General features: G+C 53.5%; 15 protein-coding genes. 11 read left to right on the top strand and 4 right to left on the bottom strand.

What is annotated here, in order from left to right; all coding sequences use genetic code 11:
- Positions 1–7: 7 nt before the first annotated feature.
- The 9 genes from folC (at position 8) to hisP (ending at position 8615) form a co-directional block, all read left to right on the top strand.
- Positions 8–1294 carry a bifunctional tetrahydrofolate synthase/dihydrofolate synthase gene (folC, locus tag IV433_RS25370; protein ID WP_195816382.1) on the top strand — a complete coding sequence of 429 codons (1287 nt, stop codon included), beginning with the start codon at positions 8–10 and terminating at the stop codon, positions 1292–1294.
- Positions 1284–2105 (top strand): cell division protein DedD, encoded by an 822-nt coding sequence (dedD, locus tag IV433_RS25375; RefSeq protein WP_195816381.1) that lies wholly within the window; start codon positions 1284–1286, stop codon positions 2103–2105. Before folC ends, dedD begins: the two co-directional genes overlap by 11 nt.
- A gap of 271 nt (positions 2106–2376) precedes the next feature.
- Positions 2377–2868: a colicin V production protein gene (cvpA, locus tag IV433_RS25380; protein WP_104921249.1), complete on the top strand. Its 492-nt coding sequence runs from the start codon at positions 2377–2379 to the stop codon at positions 2866–2868.
- 30 nt (positions 2869–2898) lie between these two features.
- Positions 2899–4416, top strand: a complete 1518-nt coding sequence (purF, locus tag IV433_RS25385; RefSeq protein ID WP_152324391.1) for an amidophosphoribosyltransferase — start codon at positions 2899–2901, stop codon at positions 4414–4416.
- 214 nt (positions 4417–4630) lie between these two features.
- A complete protein-coding gene (locus IV433_RS25390; RefSeq protein ID WP_195816380.1) occupies positions 4631–5203 on the top strand; it encodes a UbiX family flavin prenyltransferase in 573 nt (190 codons plus the stop codon).
- A 322-nt stretch (positions 5204–5525) separates the two neighbouring features.
- Positions 5526–6308, top strand: coding sequence for a lysine/arginine/ornithine ABC transporter substrate-binding protein ArgT (gene argT / locus IV433_RS25395; protein ID WP_101076128.1), 783 nt, complete (start codon positions 5526–5528; stop codon positions 6306–6308).
- Between the two features lie 105 nt (positions 6309–6413).
- On the top strand, positions 6414–7100 hold the full coding sequence (locus IV433_RS25400) for a histidine ABC transporter permease HisQ (RefSeq protein WP_152324389.1): 687 nt from the start codon (positions 6414–6416) through the stop codon (positions 7098–7100).
- Entirely contained in the window at positions 7097–7813 is a 717-nt protein-coding gene (locus tag IV433_RS25405; RefSeq protein ID WP_152324388.1) for an ABC transporter permease, read from the top strand. Before IV433_RS25400 ends, IV433_RS25405 begins: the two co-directional genes overlap by 4 nt.
- 28 nt (positions 7814–7841) lie before the next feature.
- Entirely contained in the window at positions 7842–8615 is a 774-nt protein-coding gene (hisP, locus tag IV433_RS25410) for a histidine ABC transporter ATP-binding protein HisP (RefSeq protein WP_152324387.1), read from the top strand.
- Positions 8616–8684: 69 nt separating this feature from the next.
- On the opposite strand, the gene pepT is transcribed toward hisP, so the two are convergent.
- Complete coding sequence (gene pepT, locus IV433_RS25415) at positions 8685–9917, bottom strand: peptidase T (protein WP_195816379.1); 1233 nt, start codon at positions 9915–9917, stop codon at positions 8685–8687.
- A 159-nt stretch (positions 9918–10076) separates the two neighbouring features.
- Here pepT and IV433_RS25420 point away from each other — a divergent pair, with 159 nt between their 5' ends.
- Positions 10077–11672 carry an ABC transporter substrate-binding protein gene (locus IV433_RS25420; RefSeq protein WP_195816378.1) on the top strand — a complete coding sequence of 532 codons (1596 nt, stop codon included), beginning with the start codon at positions 10077–10079 and terminating at the stop codon, positions 11670–11672.
- A 661-nt stretch (positions 11673–12333) separates the two neighbouring features.
- On the opposite strand, the gene IV433_RS25425 is transcribed toward IV433_RS25420, so the two are convergent.
- Both IV433_RS25425 and yfcG read right to left on the bottom strand, forming a co-directional pair.
- Positions 12334–13230, bottom strand: a complete 897-nt coding sequence (locus IV433_RS25425) for a TIGR01777 family oxidoreductase (RefSeq protein WP_195816377.1) — start codon at positions 13228–13230, stop codon at positions 12334–12336.
- A gap of 150 nt (positions 13231–13380) precedes the next feature.
- Positions 13381–14010: a GSH-dependent disulfide bond oxidoreductase gene (gene yfcG / locus IV433_RS25430; RefSeq protein ID WP_152324383.1), complete on the bottom strand. Its 630-nt coding sequence runs from the start codon at positions 14008–14010 to the stop codon at positions 13381–13383.
- A 315-nt stretch (positions 14011–14325) separates the two neighbouring features.
- On the opposite strand from yfcG, the gene yfcD reads away from it, so the two are divergent.
- Positions 14326–14943, top strand: coding sequence for an NUDIX hydrolase YfcD (yfcD, locus tag IV433_RS25435; protein ID WP_195816376.1), 618 nt, complete (start codon positions 14326–14328; stop codon positions 14941–14943).
- A 38-nt stretch (positions 14944–14981) separates the two neighbouring features.
- Here yfcD and IV433_RS25440 read toward each other — a convergent pair whose 3' ends face one another.
- Entirely contained in the window at positions 14982–15998 is a 1017-nt protein-coding gene (locus tag IV433_RS25440; RefSeq protein WP_195816375.1) for a LacI family DNA-binding transcriptional regulator, read from the bottom strand.
- Positions 15999–16191: the final 193 nt, after the last annotated feature.

The following is a 16191-nucleotide window of genomic DNA, read 5'->3' on the forward strand; positions in this document are numbered from 1 at the left end:
GGGACTCATGCAAAATCAACTTATCCCTCAAGCCACGTCGCCTTTGGCCACGTGGCTTTATTATCTTGAAAACCTCCATTCTCAGGCTATCGAGCTTGGCCTTGACCGGGTCAAAGCGGTGGCGACAAAACTTGATTTGCTGGCACCTGCGCCACGCGTCTTTACCGTCGCAGGAACCAACGGCAAAGGCACTACCTGTGCGACGCTGGAAGCCATTCTGATGGCCGCGGGTTACCGTGTGGGCGTTTACAGTTCCCCGCACCTTGTCCGCTACACCGAGCGCGTCCGTATTCAGGGCGAAGAGTTGCCTGAGTCTGCGCACTGTGCCTCTTTTGCGCTGCTTGAAGCCGGACGGGGGGATATCTCCCTGACCTATTTCGAGTACGGCACGCTGTCCGCGTTACAGCTGTTCAAACAGGCGAAGCTGGATATTGTTATCCTCGAAGTCGGGCTGGGCGGGCGTCTGGATGCGACGAATATTGTCGATGCGGACGTCTCGGTCGTCACCAGCATCGCGCTGGATCATACTGACTGGCTGGGCTCCGATCGCGAGAGCATTGGCCGCGAGAAAGCCGGTATTTTCCGTTCAAACACGCCAGCCGTCGTTGGTGAGCCGGATATGCCGCAATCAATTGCCGATGTGGCAAAAGAGAAACACGCAGATTTATACCGCCGGGGTGAGAGCTGGAATTTCGCGGCAAACGCCGGAAACTGGCGCTGGGCGGCTTTGCAGGATGGCGAAGAAATCACCATACTGGACGAATTGCCGCTGCCGAATGTTCCTTTGCCAAATGCCGCGACGGCGCTGGCCGCGTTGCATTATTCGACGCTGGATATTCCTGAAGCGGCGTTACGCAATGGCTTACAGCGCGCTGCATTGCCGGGGCGTTTCCAGACGGTCAGTGAATCGCCACGCCTGATCCTTGACGTTGCGCACAACCCGCACGCCGCGGCTTATCTGGCCGGACGCCTGGCTGAACAGCCGCGCCAGGGCGGGAAAGTGCGCGCGGTAGTGGGAATGTTGAAAGACAAAGATATTGCCGGTACGCTGGCTTGTCTTTCTCCTCAGGTGGATGAATGGTATTGCGCACCGCTGGCAGGGCCACGTGGCGCCAGCGTTGAAGAACTGGCCTCGCACCTGCCTCAGGCGCGCCGGTTTGATGATGTGGAGTCTGCCTGGAGACAGGCTATGCAGGAGGCGGCTCCTCAGGATATTGTGATTGTCTGCGGTTCGTTCCACACCGTAGCTCACGTAATGGATGCTATCGACACGGGGAAAACCAGTGGCAAGTAAGTTTCAAAATCGTCTGGTCGGGACGGTCATTCTGGTGGCGCTGGGCGTTATCATTTTGCCCGGTTTACTCGACGGCAAGAAAAAGCATTACGAAGACGAATTTGCGTCTATTCCATTGGTGCCAAAACCGGGTGATGTTGAGGAACAGGATTCTGTACCGCCTGTCACGCAGTCATTGCCCGCTCAGCCGCCGGAAGGCGCAAATCAGGCGATGAACGGTGCGCAGGACATCGACAGTGCGGCGACCAATACTAATGCCGCCAATCATGGCAACGTAGCGCCGGGGAATACGACGGTCGAAGCACCGCCGGTTACGACGCTGCCTGAGCAGAAGAAACCGGTGCAAACGGCGCCAGCGAAACCAGCCCAGGTTAAACCTGCGCCTCAGAAACCGAAAGTGATTGAACCTAAACCGCTGGCGGAAGCCAAACCGGTGGCGAAACCAAAACCGGTCGAACAGCCGAAGCCGGCAGAGCAACCGAAGGTCGTCGCTGAACAGCCGAAACCGGTTGAACAACCGAAAGCCGTGGAACAGCCTAAGCCTGCACCGGAAGAAAAAGCACCAGCGGGTCAGTCTTATGTTGTGCAGCTCGGCGCATTGAAAAATGCGGCGAAAGCGACCGAGATTGTTGCGACTCTGCGGCTTTCCGGGTTCCGTGCTTATTCTGTTCCGGCGACGCCGGTGCAGGGACAAATCACGCGGCTTTATGTGGGCCCGGATGCGTCAAAACAAAAACTGGAAGCTTCACTCCCTCAGCTGCAACAGCTCAGCGGGTTAGGCGGACAGGTGCGCGCTTATTCGGCGCACTAATCTTGCGGTTCCCCGTGAGGGCGGGGAAGCCGGAAGGCACTAAAAACACAAAAAATACCAGGGAGGGCACAAGCGATTTGTGCCCTTTTTCTATAAGATCGCCGGGTTGGGATTTTATAGGTTTATGCTGCGGTTGAGGTTTTTTTAATCGCTATTATTAATTTGTCTGACCGGCTGATTTCCGCTACGCAAACGTTTTCTTTTTCTGTTAGAATTCGCAGCGATTTGGATGCCGGGGTAGACGCGACTAGATTAGACACTGGAATTGTTAATGGTCTGGATTGATTACGTCATCATTGCGGTTATCGGATTTTCTGCTTTAGTCAGTTTAATCCGTGGCTTTGTTCGCGAGGCTTTATCACTGGTTACCTGGGCTTGTGCCTTCTTTGTAGCCAGTCATTATTACCCGTATCTCGCCATCTACTTCACGCGTTTCGAAGATGAGTTAGTTCGAAACGGGATCGCAATTGCCATCTTGTTCATCGCGACGTTGATCGTAGGTGCAATTGTCAACTATGTGATCAGTTCACTGGTTGAAAAAACCGGGTTGTCCGGCACTGACAGGGTGTTAGGTGTGTGCTTCGGCGCACTGCGCGGTGTACTTATCGTCTCCGCGATGCTGTTCTTCCTGGATACCTTCACCAGTTTTTCGCAAAGTGACGACTGGAAACAATCCCAGTTGATCCCACAGTTCAGTTATATCATCAGGTGGTTCTTTGACTACCTGCAGAGCACGTCGAGTTTCTTGCCAAAACATATTTAGTTCTGGCAGCGCTGAAGAGGAAAAGACAACATGTGCGGTATTGTCGGTATCGCCGGTTTCATGCCGGTAAACCAGTCGATTTATGACGCGTTAACGGTGTTACAACACCGTGGGCAGGATGCTGCTGGCATCACCACCATCGATGCCAATAACAATTTCCGTTTACGGAAAGCCAATGGCCTGGTGAAAGATGTGTTTGAAGCCCGCCATATGCAACGCTTACAAGGCAACATGGGTATCGGCCATGTTCGCTATCCAACGGCTGGCAGTTCCAGTGCCTCAGAAGCTCAACCTTTCTACGTCAACTCTCCGTTCGGCATCACACTCGCCCACAACGGTAACCTGACCAATGCTCACGAATTGAGAAGCAACCTGTTCGAAGGCCAGCGCCGTCATGTGAACACGACTTCCGATTCTGAAATTCTGCTCAATATCCTGGCGAGCGAACTGGACCGTTTCCAGCATTACCCGCTGGAAGCCGACAACATTTTCGCCGCTGTGGCTGCCGTGAACCTGAAAATTCGTGGTGCTTATGCCTGCGTGGCGATGATCATCGGCCATGGCATGCTGGCGTTCCGTGACCCGCACGGTATCCGTCCGCTGGTGATCGGTAAACGTACGCTGGAAGATGGCCGCAACGAGTACATGGTCGCGTCTGAAAGCGTGGCGCTTGATACGCTGGGCTTTGAGTTCCTGCGTGATGTCGCGCCGGGCGAAGCGGTGTATATCACCGAGAAAGGCCAGCTGTTTACCCGCATGTGTGCTGAGAATCCACAGTACAATCCATGCCTGTTCGAGTACGTTTATTTCGCACGTCCTGACTCGTTCATCGACAAAATTTCCGTCTACAGTGCCCGTGTCCGTATGGGTGAAAAGCTGGGTGCGAAAATTGCCCGTGAATGGGAAGATCTGGATATCGATGTGGTCATTCCGATCCCGGAAACCTCCTGCGATATCGCGCTGGAAATCGCGCGTATTCTGGATAAACCTTACCGTCAGGGTTTTGTGAAAAACCGCTATGTAGGCCGTACCTTTATCATGCCGGGCCAGCAGGAACGCCGTAAATCTGTACGTCGTAAACTGAACGCTAACCGCGCTGAGTTCCGTGATAAAAACGTTCTGCTGGTCGATGACTCCATCGTGCGCGGCACCACCTCTCAGCAGATTGTTGAGATGGCGCGTGAAGCCGGTGCGCGACGTGTGTATCTGGCCTCTGCGGCGCCGGAAATTCGTTTCCCGAACGTTTACGGCATCGATATGCCAAGCGCAAATGAACTGATTGCCCACGGTCGCGAAGTCAGCGAAATCAATCAGATCATTGGTGCTGATGCGTTAATCTTCCAGGATCTGAGCGACCTTATCGCCGCAGTGAAAGAAGACAATACCGACATCGAGAAATTCGAATGTTCCGTATTCGACGGTGTTTACGTCACCAAAGACGTTGACCAGAACTATCTGGAATATCTCGAAGCGCTGCGCAACGATGATGCTCAGGCATTACGTGGTCAGCAGGAAGCTGAAAACCTCGAAATGCATAACGAAGGCTGATCCCTTTGAAATGCGCCCGCTCAGGCTGAAAGGCCGGGCGGGCGCGTTATTATTGTTTACTCCGCCCGTTTCCCCGCCCCAATTCCCGTGCCTTTAGGTTGCCAATTCCCCGGCATTCCGGCAAAGTCAGACCCATTCTCCGGCGTGTATACTGATTCATATTGATGGTTCATTCATATTGATTGTTTCGCGCGAAATTTCAGAGGCAGTGTTTATGAAACGACTTATTGTCGGTATTTCCGGCGCCAGCGGTGCGATTTATGGCGTTAGGTTATTGCAGGTTCTGCAAAGCGTGCCGGATATCGAAACCCATCTGGTGATGAGCAACGCCGCCCGCCAGACGCTGACGCTGGAAACGGATCTGACACTGCGCGATGTTCAGGCGCTGGCCGACGTGGTGCATGATTCCCGCGATATCGCCGCCAGTATTTCCTCCGGCTCATTTAAAACCACGGGCATGGTGATTTTGCCTTGTTCGGTCAAAACCCTCTCCGGCATCGTGAACAGTTATACCGATGGTTTACTGACGCGTGCGGCGGATGTGGTGCTCAAGGAAAGGCGTCGTCTGGTACTTTGCGTGCGTGAAACCCCGCTGCATCTGGGGCATTTACGGCTGATGACGCAGGCCGCCGAGCTGGGCGCGATTATTATGCCGCCGGTTCCGGCGTTTTATCACCGGCCGGCAACCGTAGAAGATATCATCGATCAGACCGTCAACCGGGTGATCGATCAGTTTGATATCGAGCTTCCGGAAGACTTATTTGTTCGATGGCAGGGCAGCCACTAAACTTTCTCACTGCGTTACGCACCTCTTTTGCGCAATACCGTTACATTGCACCAACAATGATCACAATTTGATTCATTAAGGTGCAGTGTTCGCGGGCGCTTCAGCTATTCTTCCTTCAGACCTTTGAAAACTTTCATTATCCCGATGCTTTTTTGAACGGTTTTCGTTCTTCATGAGATGAAAATCACCTTACGGAGAAACGGCACGGAACGTGCATGAGAAAACCTGGCAAAAAGCCATTTGCGCCGTTCAGCAAACTATAAAAAGACGTTCATTCACGCACACACAACCACAACAGATGAATAATCACTGAGGCTAATGTATGAAAAAGTTGTTCAAGGTTCTTCCGCTGGTTCTGGTCTTAGCCAGTGCAGGTAGTGCATTTGCTGCCGCGCCTAAAGCAATTAATATCGGTACTGATCCGACTTACGCCCCATTTGAATCAAAAGACTCCAGCGGCAAGCTGGTAGGTTTTGATATCGACCTGGCTAATGAGATGTGTAAACGTGCAGCCATCAAATGTACTTATGTTGAAAGTGACTTTGATGCGCTGATCCCTTCTCTGAAAGCGAAGAAAATTGATGCGATTATCTCTTCCCTGTCGATCACTGAAAAACGTCAGCAGGAAATTGATTTCACAGAAAAACTGTACGCGGCTAACGCCCGTCTGATCGCGCCAAAAGGCTCTAAAATTCTGCCAACGCTGGACGCGCTGAAAGGCAAAAACGTCGGTGTTCTGCAAGGTTCTACTCAGGAAGCCTATGCAAACGCAATGTGGCAGCCAAAAGGCATCAACGTGGTGGCTTACCAGAACCAGGATCTGATCTACGCCGATCTGGCTTCAGGTCGTCTGGATGTGGCTTTCCAGGATGAAGTGGCAGGCAGCGAAGGCTTCCTGAAACAGGCTGCCGGTAAAGATTACGCGTTCGCGGGTCCTTCCGTGAAAGACGATAAATTCTTTGGTGTGGGCACAGGTATGGGTCTGCGTAAGAACGAAACCGATTTGCAGGCTGCGCTGAACAAAGCGTTCGACAGCATGCGTAAAGACGGCACTTACGACAAACTGGCCAAAAAATACTTCGATTTTGACGTTTACGGCGGCTGATTTGCGCTGTGAGATGTGCCAAAGGGAGCGGTTCGCCGCTCCCTGCGGTTCTGACGCAGGGTGAGCGTAACCTGCGCCGGGATCCACTGAAGACAGGACAAATACATGCTGTATGGGTATTCCCAGGTAATTATCCAGGGCACATTGGTGACACTGGAGCTGGCGATTTCGTCAGTGATTTTAGCGTTGGTGATCGGGCTTATCGGGGCTGGCGGGAAACTGTCAAAAAGCCGGGTTATTTCGGGTATTTTTGGCTGTTACACCACGCTTATTCGCGGCGTCCCTGACCTGGTTTTAATGTTACTTATTTTCTACGGATTGCAGATTGCGCTTAACAGCCTGACTGAATCATTAGGTTTTTCTCAGATTGATATCGATCCTATGAGCGCGGGTATTATTACCCTGGGCTTTATTTATGGCGCCTATTTTACCGAGACGTTCCGCGGTGCTTTTATGGCGGTTCCCCGCGGTCAGATTGAAGCAGCGACGGCGTTTGGTTTCAGCGGCTCGCAGATTTTTCGTCGTATTTTATTCCCGGCCATGATGCGTTTCGCGCTGCCCGGAATTGCCAACAACTGGCAGGTTATTTTGAAAGCCACCGCGCTGGTATCCCTGCTCGGCCTCAATGACGTGGTGAAAGCGACGCAGCTTGCAGGCAAAGGCACGTATCAGCCTTTTTACTTCGCGATTGTTGCGGGTGTGGTTTATCTGATTTTCACCACGCTGTCGAACGGCGTGCTGGTCTGGCTTGATCGCCGTTATTCGCTGGGTGTGAAGAGGGCGGACCTATGATCGAAATTTTACAACAATACGGCATGTCCTTGCTGTACAGCGACGGTTACCGTTTTACCGGCCTGGCGATTACGTTGTGGCTGTTAATCAGCTCCGTCGTGATGGGCGGATTACTGGCGGTTCCGATGGCGGTTGGCCGCGTTTCCTCCAACAAATTCCTTCGCTATCCGATCTGGCTTTATACCTATGTCTTCCGCGGAACGCCGCTGTACGTTCAGTTGCTGGTGTTTTACTCCGGCATGTACAGCCTGGAAATTGTGCGCGGTACGGATTTCCTGAATGCGTTTTTCCGCAGCGGCCTGAACTGTACGATCCTCGCGCTGACGCTTAATACCTGTGCTTATACCACGGAGATTTTTGCCGGGGCGATCCGTTCTGTTCCGCACGGTGAAATTGAGGCAGCCAATGCCTACGGTTTCTCACGCTTTAAACTGTATACCTGCATTATTTTGCCGTCGGCTCTGCGCACCGCGCTGCCTGCGTACAGTAACGAAGTGATTCTGATGCTGCATTCCACTGCGCTGGCCTTTACCGCCACGGTGCCGGATGTGCTGAAAATCGCCCGTGATATTAACTCCGCGACCTATCAGCCTTTCTACGCGTTCGGGATTGCGGCGGTGATTTATCTTTGTGTTTCTTTTGTCCTGATTGGTCTGTTCCGCAAGGCGGAAAAACGCTGGCTGGCGCACGTGAAACCTCAGTCAAGCCACTGATAAAAATAACTATTGCGGATATAAAATTATGCCAGAAAACAAATTAGCGGTTCTCGACTTACACAAACGCTACGGTGACCACGAAGTGCTGAAAGGCGTGTCTTTGTCTGCGAATGCGGGCGATGTCATCAGCATTATCGGCTCGTCCGGTTCCGGGAAAAGTACCTTTTTGCGCTGCATTAACTTCCTGGAAAAACCGAGCGAAGGTTCGATCAGCGTCAATAATCAGGATATCCGTATGGTGCGCGACACCGACGGGCAACTGAAAGTCTTCGACAAAAAACAGCTGCAACTGCTGCGCACTAAACTGACGATGGTCTTCCAGCATTTCAACCTGTGGAGCCACATGACGGTGCTGGAAAACGTCATGGAAGCGCCGGTTCAGGTGCTGGGATTAAGCAAAGCCGAAGCGCGTGAACGTGCGGTGAAATACCTCGATAAAGTAGGTATCGACGCCCGGGCGCAGGGAAAATATCCGGTAAATCTGTCAGGTGGTCAGCAACAGCGCGTGTCTATCGCGCGTGCGCTGGCGATGGAACCGGAAGTGCTGCTGTTCGATGAACCGACGTCAGCGCTTGACCCGGAACTGGTGGGCGAAGTCTTGCGCATCATGCAAAAACTGGCGGAAGAGGGGAAAACCATGGTGGTGGTCACACACGAAATGGAATTTGCCCGTCACGTTTCCAGCCATGTGATTTTCCTGCATCAGGGCGTTATCGAAGAGCAGGGTGATCCCGATGAAGTCTTTGGTAACCCGAAAAGCGCCCGTTTACAGCAGTTCCTGTCCGGTGCGTTGAAGTAATATCCGTACGCTCCTTCCCCTCTCACGAGGGGAAGGCTGGGATGGGGTGAGGGTTTTACCTGAGGAAAATCAGCCTTTCGCAGCCAGCAGGCAAAGCTGCACGGTCAGTTCATAGGATTTCACAAACGAATTCACCGGCAGGAACTCATATTTCGAGTGGAAATTATGCGCGCCGGTGAAGTAGTTTGGCGTCAGCAAACCTTTCGCTGACAGCGCTGCGCCATCGGTACCGCCGCGCATCGGGATCACTTTCGGCTCAACGCCAATCTCTTTCAGACCTGCAAAAATCAAATCAATCGCACGACGGTCTTCGCCGATGGCGCTGCTGATATTGCTGTAGGTGTCGCTGATTTCAACTGACACTTTTGCCGCCGGATATTGCGCGGCAATGTCTTTCGCGACGTCCTGAATCTTCTGCTTACGTGCGGCAAAACTGGCGCTGTCAAAATCGCGGATGGACGCGTTCAGCTTAGCCCCTTGCTGCGAGGCGCTCATGCCGTTAAACCACACATAACCTTCGCGGCCTTCGGTGTTTTCCGGCGTCTCAGCGCGGTCGAAATGGCTGATGAAATCCTGTGCCATCAGCAGCGGATTCACCAGTACGCCTTTGGCGGACATCGGGTGCGCGGTGACGCCGGTGAAGGTAATTTCAGCGGCGGCGGCGTTGAAGTTTTCGTATACCACTTCGCCAAGCTCGCAGCAGTCGATGGTGTAAGCGAAATCCACGTCAAAACGGGCGAGATCCAGCGCTTTTGCGCCGCGCAGGCCGATCTCTTCATCAGGGACAAATGCCACCACGATATCGCCGTATTCCTGGTCTGCGCCGAGGTTTTCCAGCAGCGTCATCACCACGGTCACGGCCGCTTTATTGTCCGCGCCGAGTACGCTGGTGCCGTCACTGAAAATAATCTCTTCGCCCAGATACGGTAAAATCTCAGGTCTTTCCGCAGGACGCAGCCAGATATCCTGTTCTTTATTGAGACACAAATCATCGCCGATGAAACGCAGCGTTTGCGGGTGAATGTCAGGGCGCAGGCCCACATCCACGGTATCAATATGCGTAATGAAACCGATGCGCGGGCCACCTTTTTTCGTGCCCGGTTTGACGGCAGTAACGGTCGCGTGTTCGTCAATCTGAATGTTTTCCAGACCGAGCTGGTGCAGCTCATCGGCCAGTAAACGCGCCATATCATGTTGACCCGGCGTACTCGGCAGCGTGGTCGCGCTGGCGTCACTTTGTGACGTCACGGAGAGATAGCGGTAGAAACGTTCGGTAAGCTGTTTTGCGATTTGTGTCGACATCTTGACCTCTGAATGATCGCCAATAAGGTGTGTTGTTATAAGATTTTCATATATAACAAAGCATTACTAGGTGTTATCCAGATGTTAATCTGTTTTTGCTTTATGTTCCACGATGAAGAAGATCTAAACACTCTCCGGACAGGGAAAATAGGGAAAAGAATGAAACACAACATCTTAAAAATAAGCACAGGTTTACTGGCATTAGCCATCACCGGCGGCGCCTCAGCGAAAACGCTGGTTTACTGCTCTGAGGGTTCGCCGGAGCAATTCAACCCGCAACTTTACACCTCGGGCACCTCGGTGGACGCCAGCGCCGTGCCGATTTACAACCGTCTGGTGGATTTCAAAACCGGCACGACGGAGCTGGTGCCGAGCCTGGCGGAAAGCTGGGATGTCAGCCCGGACGGCAAAACCTACACGTTCCATCTGCGCAAAGGCGTGAAATTCCAGAGCAGCAAGCTGTTCACGCCGACCCGCGACTTTAATGCTGACGACGTAATCTTCTCGTTCATGCGCCAGAAAGACGAAAATAATCCTTACCATAAAATTTCCGGCGGCACGTATCTGAACTTCGACAGCCTGAAACTGGGTGATCTGATTGGCAGCATCGACAGGGTGGATGATTACACCGTGCGCTTCAATCTGACCCGCCCGGAAGCGCCATTTGTCGCCGATCTGGCCTGGTATTTCGCGTCTATCCTCTCGGCAGAATATGCCGATCAGATGCTGAAAGCCGGTACGCCGGATAAGTTGGATCAGAACCCGATCGGCACCGGTCCGTTTGAACTGGTGCAGTATCAGAAAGATACGCGTCTGCTGTACAAAGCGTTCCCGGATTACTGGCAGGGCAAATCTAAAATCGATCGTCTGGTGTACACCATCACGCCGGACGCCTCGATGCGCATGGCCAAGCTTGAGAAAAATGAATGTCAGGTGATGCCGTTCCCGAATCCGGCCGATCTTGATCGTCTGCGTGCTAACAAAGACATCAACCTGATGAGTAAATCCGGCCTGAACACCGGTTTCCTGTCGTTCAACACCCAGAAGCCGCCGCTGGATAATGTGAAGGTGCGTCAGGCGCTGAGCATGGCGATCAATAAGCCGCAAATCATCGACGCTGTTTTCCACGGCACCGGAACCGTCGCCAAAACGCTGCTGCCAACGGGTGTCTGGAGTTATAACGATAAGCTGGTGGATTACGATTATTCGCCGGAGAAAGCCAAAGCACTGCTGGCAGAAGCCGGAATGCCAAACGGTTTTGATATCGATCTGTGGGCGATGCCGGTTCAGCGTCCGTACAACCCGAATGCGCGCCGCATGGCGGAGATGATTCAGGCCGACTGGGCGAAGATTGGCGTGAAAGCGCACATCATCAGCTATGAGTGGGGCGAATATCAGACCCGTATCCGTAACGGCGAACATATGGCTGCGCTGATGGGCTGGACAACGGCCAATGGTGATCCGGATAACTTCTTCGGCCCGCTGTTTACCTGTAATGCGGCAAAAGGCGGTTCAAACTCCGCGAAATGGTGTTACCCGCCATTCGACCAGCTGATTACCGAAGCCAAGGAAACCACCGACCATGCGAAGCGTGTCGCGCTCTATGAGCAGGCTCAGCAGATGATGCATGATCAGGCACCTGCGGTGATGATCGCGCACTCGACGATTTTCGAACCTGTGCGGAAAGAAGTGAGTGGGTATGAGATTGATCCGTTTGGGAAACATGTCTTTTATCAGACGGATATAAAGGAGTAGGGCCTGCGGCGGCGAGTACTAGATCGAGAATACTTCGGTTTTTCAATAGCAGTGTTAGCTTAACTCAGGTCAAAACCTTGGGTTGCCACCCAAACCGGCCTCAAGGGTGGTCTATCGCCACCACCCTTGAGAATCCCGGGCTCTTAAACTGCGCGCTATCGCTGGGTCGACGGACATGTTCTGTTGCTCCGACGTGTGGCGCGAAATCTTGCCGCTTCGCGGTGCCTTCCCAACGGGCTTCGAGCCTTGCGGTCTCGAACCCTCGGTCAGCAAAATTTCTGAGCGCGCCATCTCACCTATTTAAAAGATAAAAACAGTCAGCCTTTGAATTTATAAAGCCATTGGCCGCTTTCAAAACGGCGTCGAATGAGCGGTGAGAAACGGCGAGAGTCTTTTTTCGCGTAGGTTCGAACCCGAAGTGAGAGCACCGCGCAGCGGCGGCGTTTGCGGCACTAGCCGGAGTTCCTGAAACATAGCCAGCGAGCGGTAGCGCGCAGTGAAAAGACGCGAGAGATCCAAGAGAGGCCCGTCCTGGCCTCTTTTGGGCGGTTTCGGCGAGAATGTCCGGGCGATCACCGCAATTGAGAAACCGAAACTTTTTCGATCCAACCCTCACTGCAAGTGAAAAATCCTCCGAGCGGGTCGAAGGGCAGCAAGCCCTTCACTTAAGCAAATCCTCGAGTGCTTCCTTCAGCTCCTTATGCCGGTAGGCAAACCCCGCGGCTTCCAGCTGTTTCGGCACGGCCCGTTGCCCGCCGAGAACTAACACCGCCGACTCTCCCATCAGCAAACGAACCACCGGCGCAGCCGCGCGCATAAACGCCGGGCGGTGCAGGACTTCACCGAGCAGGGCGCTGAACTGTTCATTGCGGGCAGGATAAGGCGAAACCATATTGAACGGGCCGGAGAGCGTTTCGTGCGTCAGCAGGAAAATGATGCCATCAATCATGTCATCGATATGGATCCACGGCATATATTGCTGGCCATCGCCCAGCGGACCGCCCAGACCGGCGCGGAAAGGCAGCACCATTTTTGCCAGCGCGCCGCCTTTTTCAGCCAGAACGATGCCGGTACGCAACAGACAAACGCGGGTGCGCGGGCTTTCGGCAGTCAGTGCCAGCGCTTCCCAGCGGGCGCACAGTTGCCAGGTAAATTGCTTATTCGGCGGTTCATCCTCCGGCACCAGCGCCTGCCCCTGATCGCCGTAATAACCCACTGCGGAGCCGGAAATAAAGACCGAAGGCGGCGTCTGGCTGGCGTTAATCAGCGTCGCCAGCTTTTCGGTTAACTGCCAGCGGCTTTCGCACAGCAATGCTTTATGCTCTTTCGTCCAGCGTTTGTCGGCGATCGGCTCGCCCGCCAGATTAATTACCGCGTCAAAACCTTCCAGCGATGTTATGCCGTCGAGGGTTTCCCAGATCTGAACCTGTGACCCCAGCAGTTTTGCCGCACGTTCAGGCGCACGGCTTAGCGCAGTAATCTGATGAGATTGCCCGAGAAGCCGTTCCGTGAGTTTACGGCCAATGAGCCCGGTAGCGCCGGTAATCAAGATCTTCATATCGTGATCCTTAACTGTCTGAATACGCGGGTGAACTGTCTCTAATCATAGATGAGTCATCACCATTAACGCGCGATATGGAGCACAATTAGGAATTATTTATTCAGCGGAAATCAGAACGCCTCCGGCAGATACCGGAGGCGGGAGGGCTTATTGCACAGAGGCCAGCGCGTAGGCTTTTTGGGTGGCCGGGCGCGCTTTAACACGTTCGAACCAGTTGCGGACGGCCGGGTATTCAGCCAGATCAACGCGCTGGCGCTCGTGCGCCACCACCCACGGATACGTGGCGATATCCGCAATGCTGTAATGGTCACCGGCGATATAGGCGTTTTTTTCCAGCTGGCGGTTCAGAACGCCGTACAGACGCCGGGTTTCCTGAAGGAAACGTTCGATGGCGTAAGGCACCGGCTGCGGGGCGTAATGCGTGAAGTGATGGTTCTGGCCAAGCATCGGACCAAATCCGGCCACTTGCCAGTAGAGCCATTCCAGCGTGGATGTGCGCTCGCGCAGCTCTTTGCTCAGGAATTTCCCGGTTTTTTCTGCCAGATACTGCAAAATGGCGCCGGATTCAAAAACGCTGACGGGCGCGCCGCCGTCCACAGGCTGGCTGTCGACAATGGCCGGGATTTTGTTGTTCGGGGATAGGGCGAGGAATTCAGGTTTGAACTGGTCTCCGGCGCTGATATCAATGCGGTGGAGCCGGTATTGCAGGCCACTCTCTTCAAGAAAAAGAGAAATTTTATGGCCATTTGGTGTTGGTGCGTAATAAAGATCAATCATATTGCCTCCTGCGTTGTTTTAATCACTCTTGGCGATTTGCGGGGCGAAATGCGCCTATGTGTTACTGCTAATCACAAGCTTATTATCAGAATTAATAGGGTAACATAACGTGGGTGAATAGGAGTCTATGTCAGAGTTGTCTGATGGCGAACTTTGCGCGATAACTTAGCTTTTAGCATGCATCAACGCATCCATAGCTATTGAAGCAACCCCGCAGACCCAGATAGAATCTCCGAACATTATCGACGTGTTGCAAAATCACTGCGCACAGACTTATTGCGCACAGACCAGCGCTTAAAAGAGAAGGTTCATCGGATGTCAGAACAAGAGCAAAACATCAGTACGGATGAATGGGTAGATATCGTCAACGAAGAAAACGAGGTCATTGCCCAGGCCAGCCGACAACAAATGCGCGCTCAGGTCCTGCGTCACCGTGCCAGCTATATTGTGGTTCATGACGGCATGGGCAATATTTTGGTTCAGCGCCGGACTGAAACCAAAGACTTCTACCCGGGCTGGCTGGATGCCACAGCCGGTGGCGTGGTGCAAAGCGGTGAAAATATCCTTGATTCTGCCCGCCGTGAAGCGGAAGAAGAGCTGGGCATCGCCGGTGTTCCGTTTGCTGAGCACGGGCAGTTCTACTTCGAAGAAGAGAATAAGTGCCGCGTCTGGGGCGCGCTGTTCAGCTGCGTCTCTCACGGGCCGTTTGCTTTACAGGAAGAAGAGATTGATGCCGTTCGCTGGATGACACCGGAAGAAATCACGGCACGTTGCGATGAATTCACGCCGGATTCCCTGAAGGCATTGTCCCTGTGGATGACGCGTAACAACGAAAAAGAACACGGTAAACCGCTGACGCGCGAACCGTCTGCGTTAGCTCCGGAAAGCGAGCACAATGAAGACAGCGCGCACTCTGAAGGTGACGCCGAGTAAGGCAGCCGGCGGGCGATGTTAAGTCGTCCGCCACTTTTCTAGCAACTGTCCCGCTTACACAATGACGATGCGATCGTCACTTCTTCCCACTCTTCGTCATTAATCCTCGCCAGCAGTGCCTGCGCGGCGCGTATCCCAATTTCTTTGTGCGGAATGGCAATCGTGGTCAGCGGCGGCTGGCAGACTTTGCTCACATCTGCGTTACCAAATCCGACAACGGCCAGATCGTCCGGCACTTTGATGCGACGGCGCTGACATTCGTACAGTGCGCCGCAGGCCAGATCGTCGGAAACACACACCAGTGCGTCAATTTCCGGCCAGGCGAGCAGAAATTCCGGCAACTGTTGTGCGCCGGTTGAGAAGCAGGCCGGTTCGGCGGCGTTAATCACGCGGTGCGGCGACATGTGCGCCCTGAGCATCGCTTTACGCCAGCCTTGCAGGTGTTGCTGGAAAATCCATTGTTCCTGATTGGCACACAGCATGCCGATGTTCTGATACCCCTTTGCCACCACGGTTTGCGTGAGCTGGAACATGGCTTCGACGTAATCAATCCCAATGTTCATGTCTATCGGGGAGTCGGTCAGCGCACCAATTTCAAGAACCGGAATGGCCAGATTATCCAGCCACTGGCGCACGTTGGTGGAGTGTTCGACGGACAGCAAAATGGCGGCCGCCAGATTATAAGAGAGCAGGGTTTCCAGCAGCTTTTCCTCACGCTCGATCCGGTGCTGAGACTCGGCGAGCATGATCTGATATCCGGCAGGTTGAAGTACTTTTTGCAGACCGGCGAACATCTCGGCGCAACCGGATTCAGAAAGGCTTGGCACAATCATCGCAATAGTATTGGAGGACGCGGAGGCCAGCGAACTGGCGGCCTGATTGGGCAGATATCCCAGCTGACTGACCGCTTCCTCAATCTTTTCCCGCAGCTTATCGGAGACCTGTTCCGGCGTTCGCAGCGCGCGGGAAACGGTCATGCTTCCCACGCCCGCAAGCTGCGCGACATCGGCCAGCGTCACTCTTCCGGTACTGCGTCTTTTTTTGTTAATGGACATTCACGATCCTGACTGCGCATCTTGCGCACAAATTATACCCGCAGGCATAGCGAAAAAAACAGGCCGCAGCAGGACCGGTATCGAACAGGAACCACGGCAGAATTCGGTAAATTATCGGCAATTTCCAGACAAAGTATACCGTTATTTGTACGGCCAGCGGGCTGATGGTTCCGCGACGGGACTATTTTTGATA

The sequence above is a fragment of the Rahnella laticis genome, from assembly GCF_015644585.1.
Lineage (GTDB): Bacteria > Pseudomonadota > Gammaproteobacteria > Enterobacterales > Enterobacteriaceae > Rahnella > Rahnella laticis.

Bases quoted from the DNA above. Each gene is read 5' to 3' on its own strand.
- IV433_RS25405 (WP_152324388.1), top strand. From the start codon at position 7,097: ATGATCGAAATTTTACAACAATACGGCATGTCCTTGCTGTACAGCGAC.
- pepT (WP_195816379.1), bottom strand. From the start codon at position 9,917: ATGTCGACACAAATCGCAAAACAGCTTACCGAACGTTTCTACCGCTAT.
- yfcG (WP_152324383.1), bottom strand. From the start codon at position 14,010: ATGATTGATCTTTATTACGCACCAACACCAAATGGCCATAAAATTTCT.
- IV433_RS25425 (WP_195816377.1), bottom strand. From the start codon at position 13,230: ATGAAGATCTTGATTACCGGCGCTACCGGGCTCATTGGCCGTAAACTC.
- IV433_RS25420 (WP_195816378.1), top strand. From the start codon at position 10,077: ATGAAACACAACATCTTAAAAATAAGCACAGGTTTACTGGCATTAGCC.
- IV433_RS25400 (WP_152324389.1), top strand. From the start codon at position 6,414: ATGCTGTATGGGTATTCCCAGGTAATTATCCAGGGCACATTGGTGACA.
- folC (WP_195816382.1), top strand. From the start codon at position 8: ATGCAAAATCAACTTATCCCTCAAGCCACGTCGCCTTTGGCCACGTGG.
- IV433_RS25390 (WP_195816380.1), top strand. From the start codon at position 4,631: ATGAAACGACTTATTGTCGGTATTTCCGGCGCCAGCGGTGCGATTTAT.
- purF (WP_152324391.1), top strand. From the start codon at position 2,899: ATGTGCGGTATTGTCGGTATCGCCGGTTTCATGCCGGTAAACCAGTCG.
- hisP (WP_152324387.1), top strand. From the start codon at position 7,842: ATGCCAGAAAACAAATTAGCGGTTCTCGACTTACACAAACGCTACGGT.
- IV433_RS25440 (WP_195816375.1), bottom strand. From the start codon at position 15,998: ATGTCCATTAACAAAAAAAGACGCAGTACCGGAAGAGTGACGCTGGCC.
- cvpA (WP_104921249.1), top strand. From the start codon at position 2,377: ATGGTCTGGATTGATTACGTCATCATTGCGGTTATCGGATTTTCTGCT.
- argT (WP_101076128.1), top strand. From the start codon at position 5,526: ATGAAAAAGTTGTTCAAGGTTCTTCCGCTGGTTCTGGTCTTAGCCAGT.
- yfcD (WP_195816376.1), top strand. From the start codon at position 14,326: ATGTCAGAACAAGAGCAAAACATCAGTACGGATGAATGGGTAGATATC.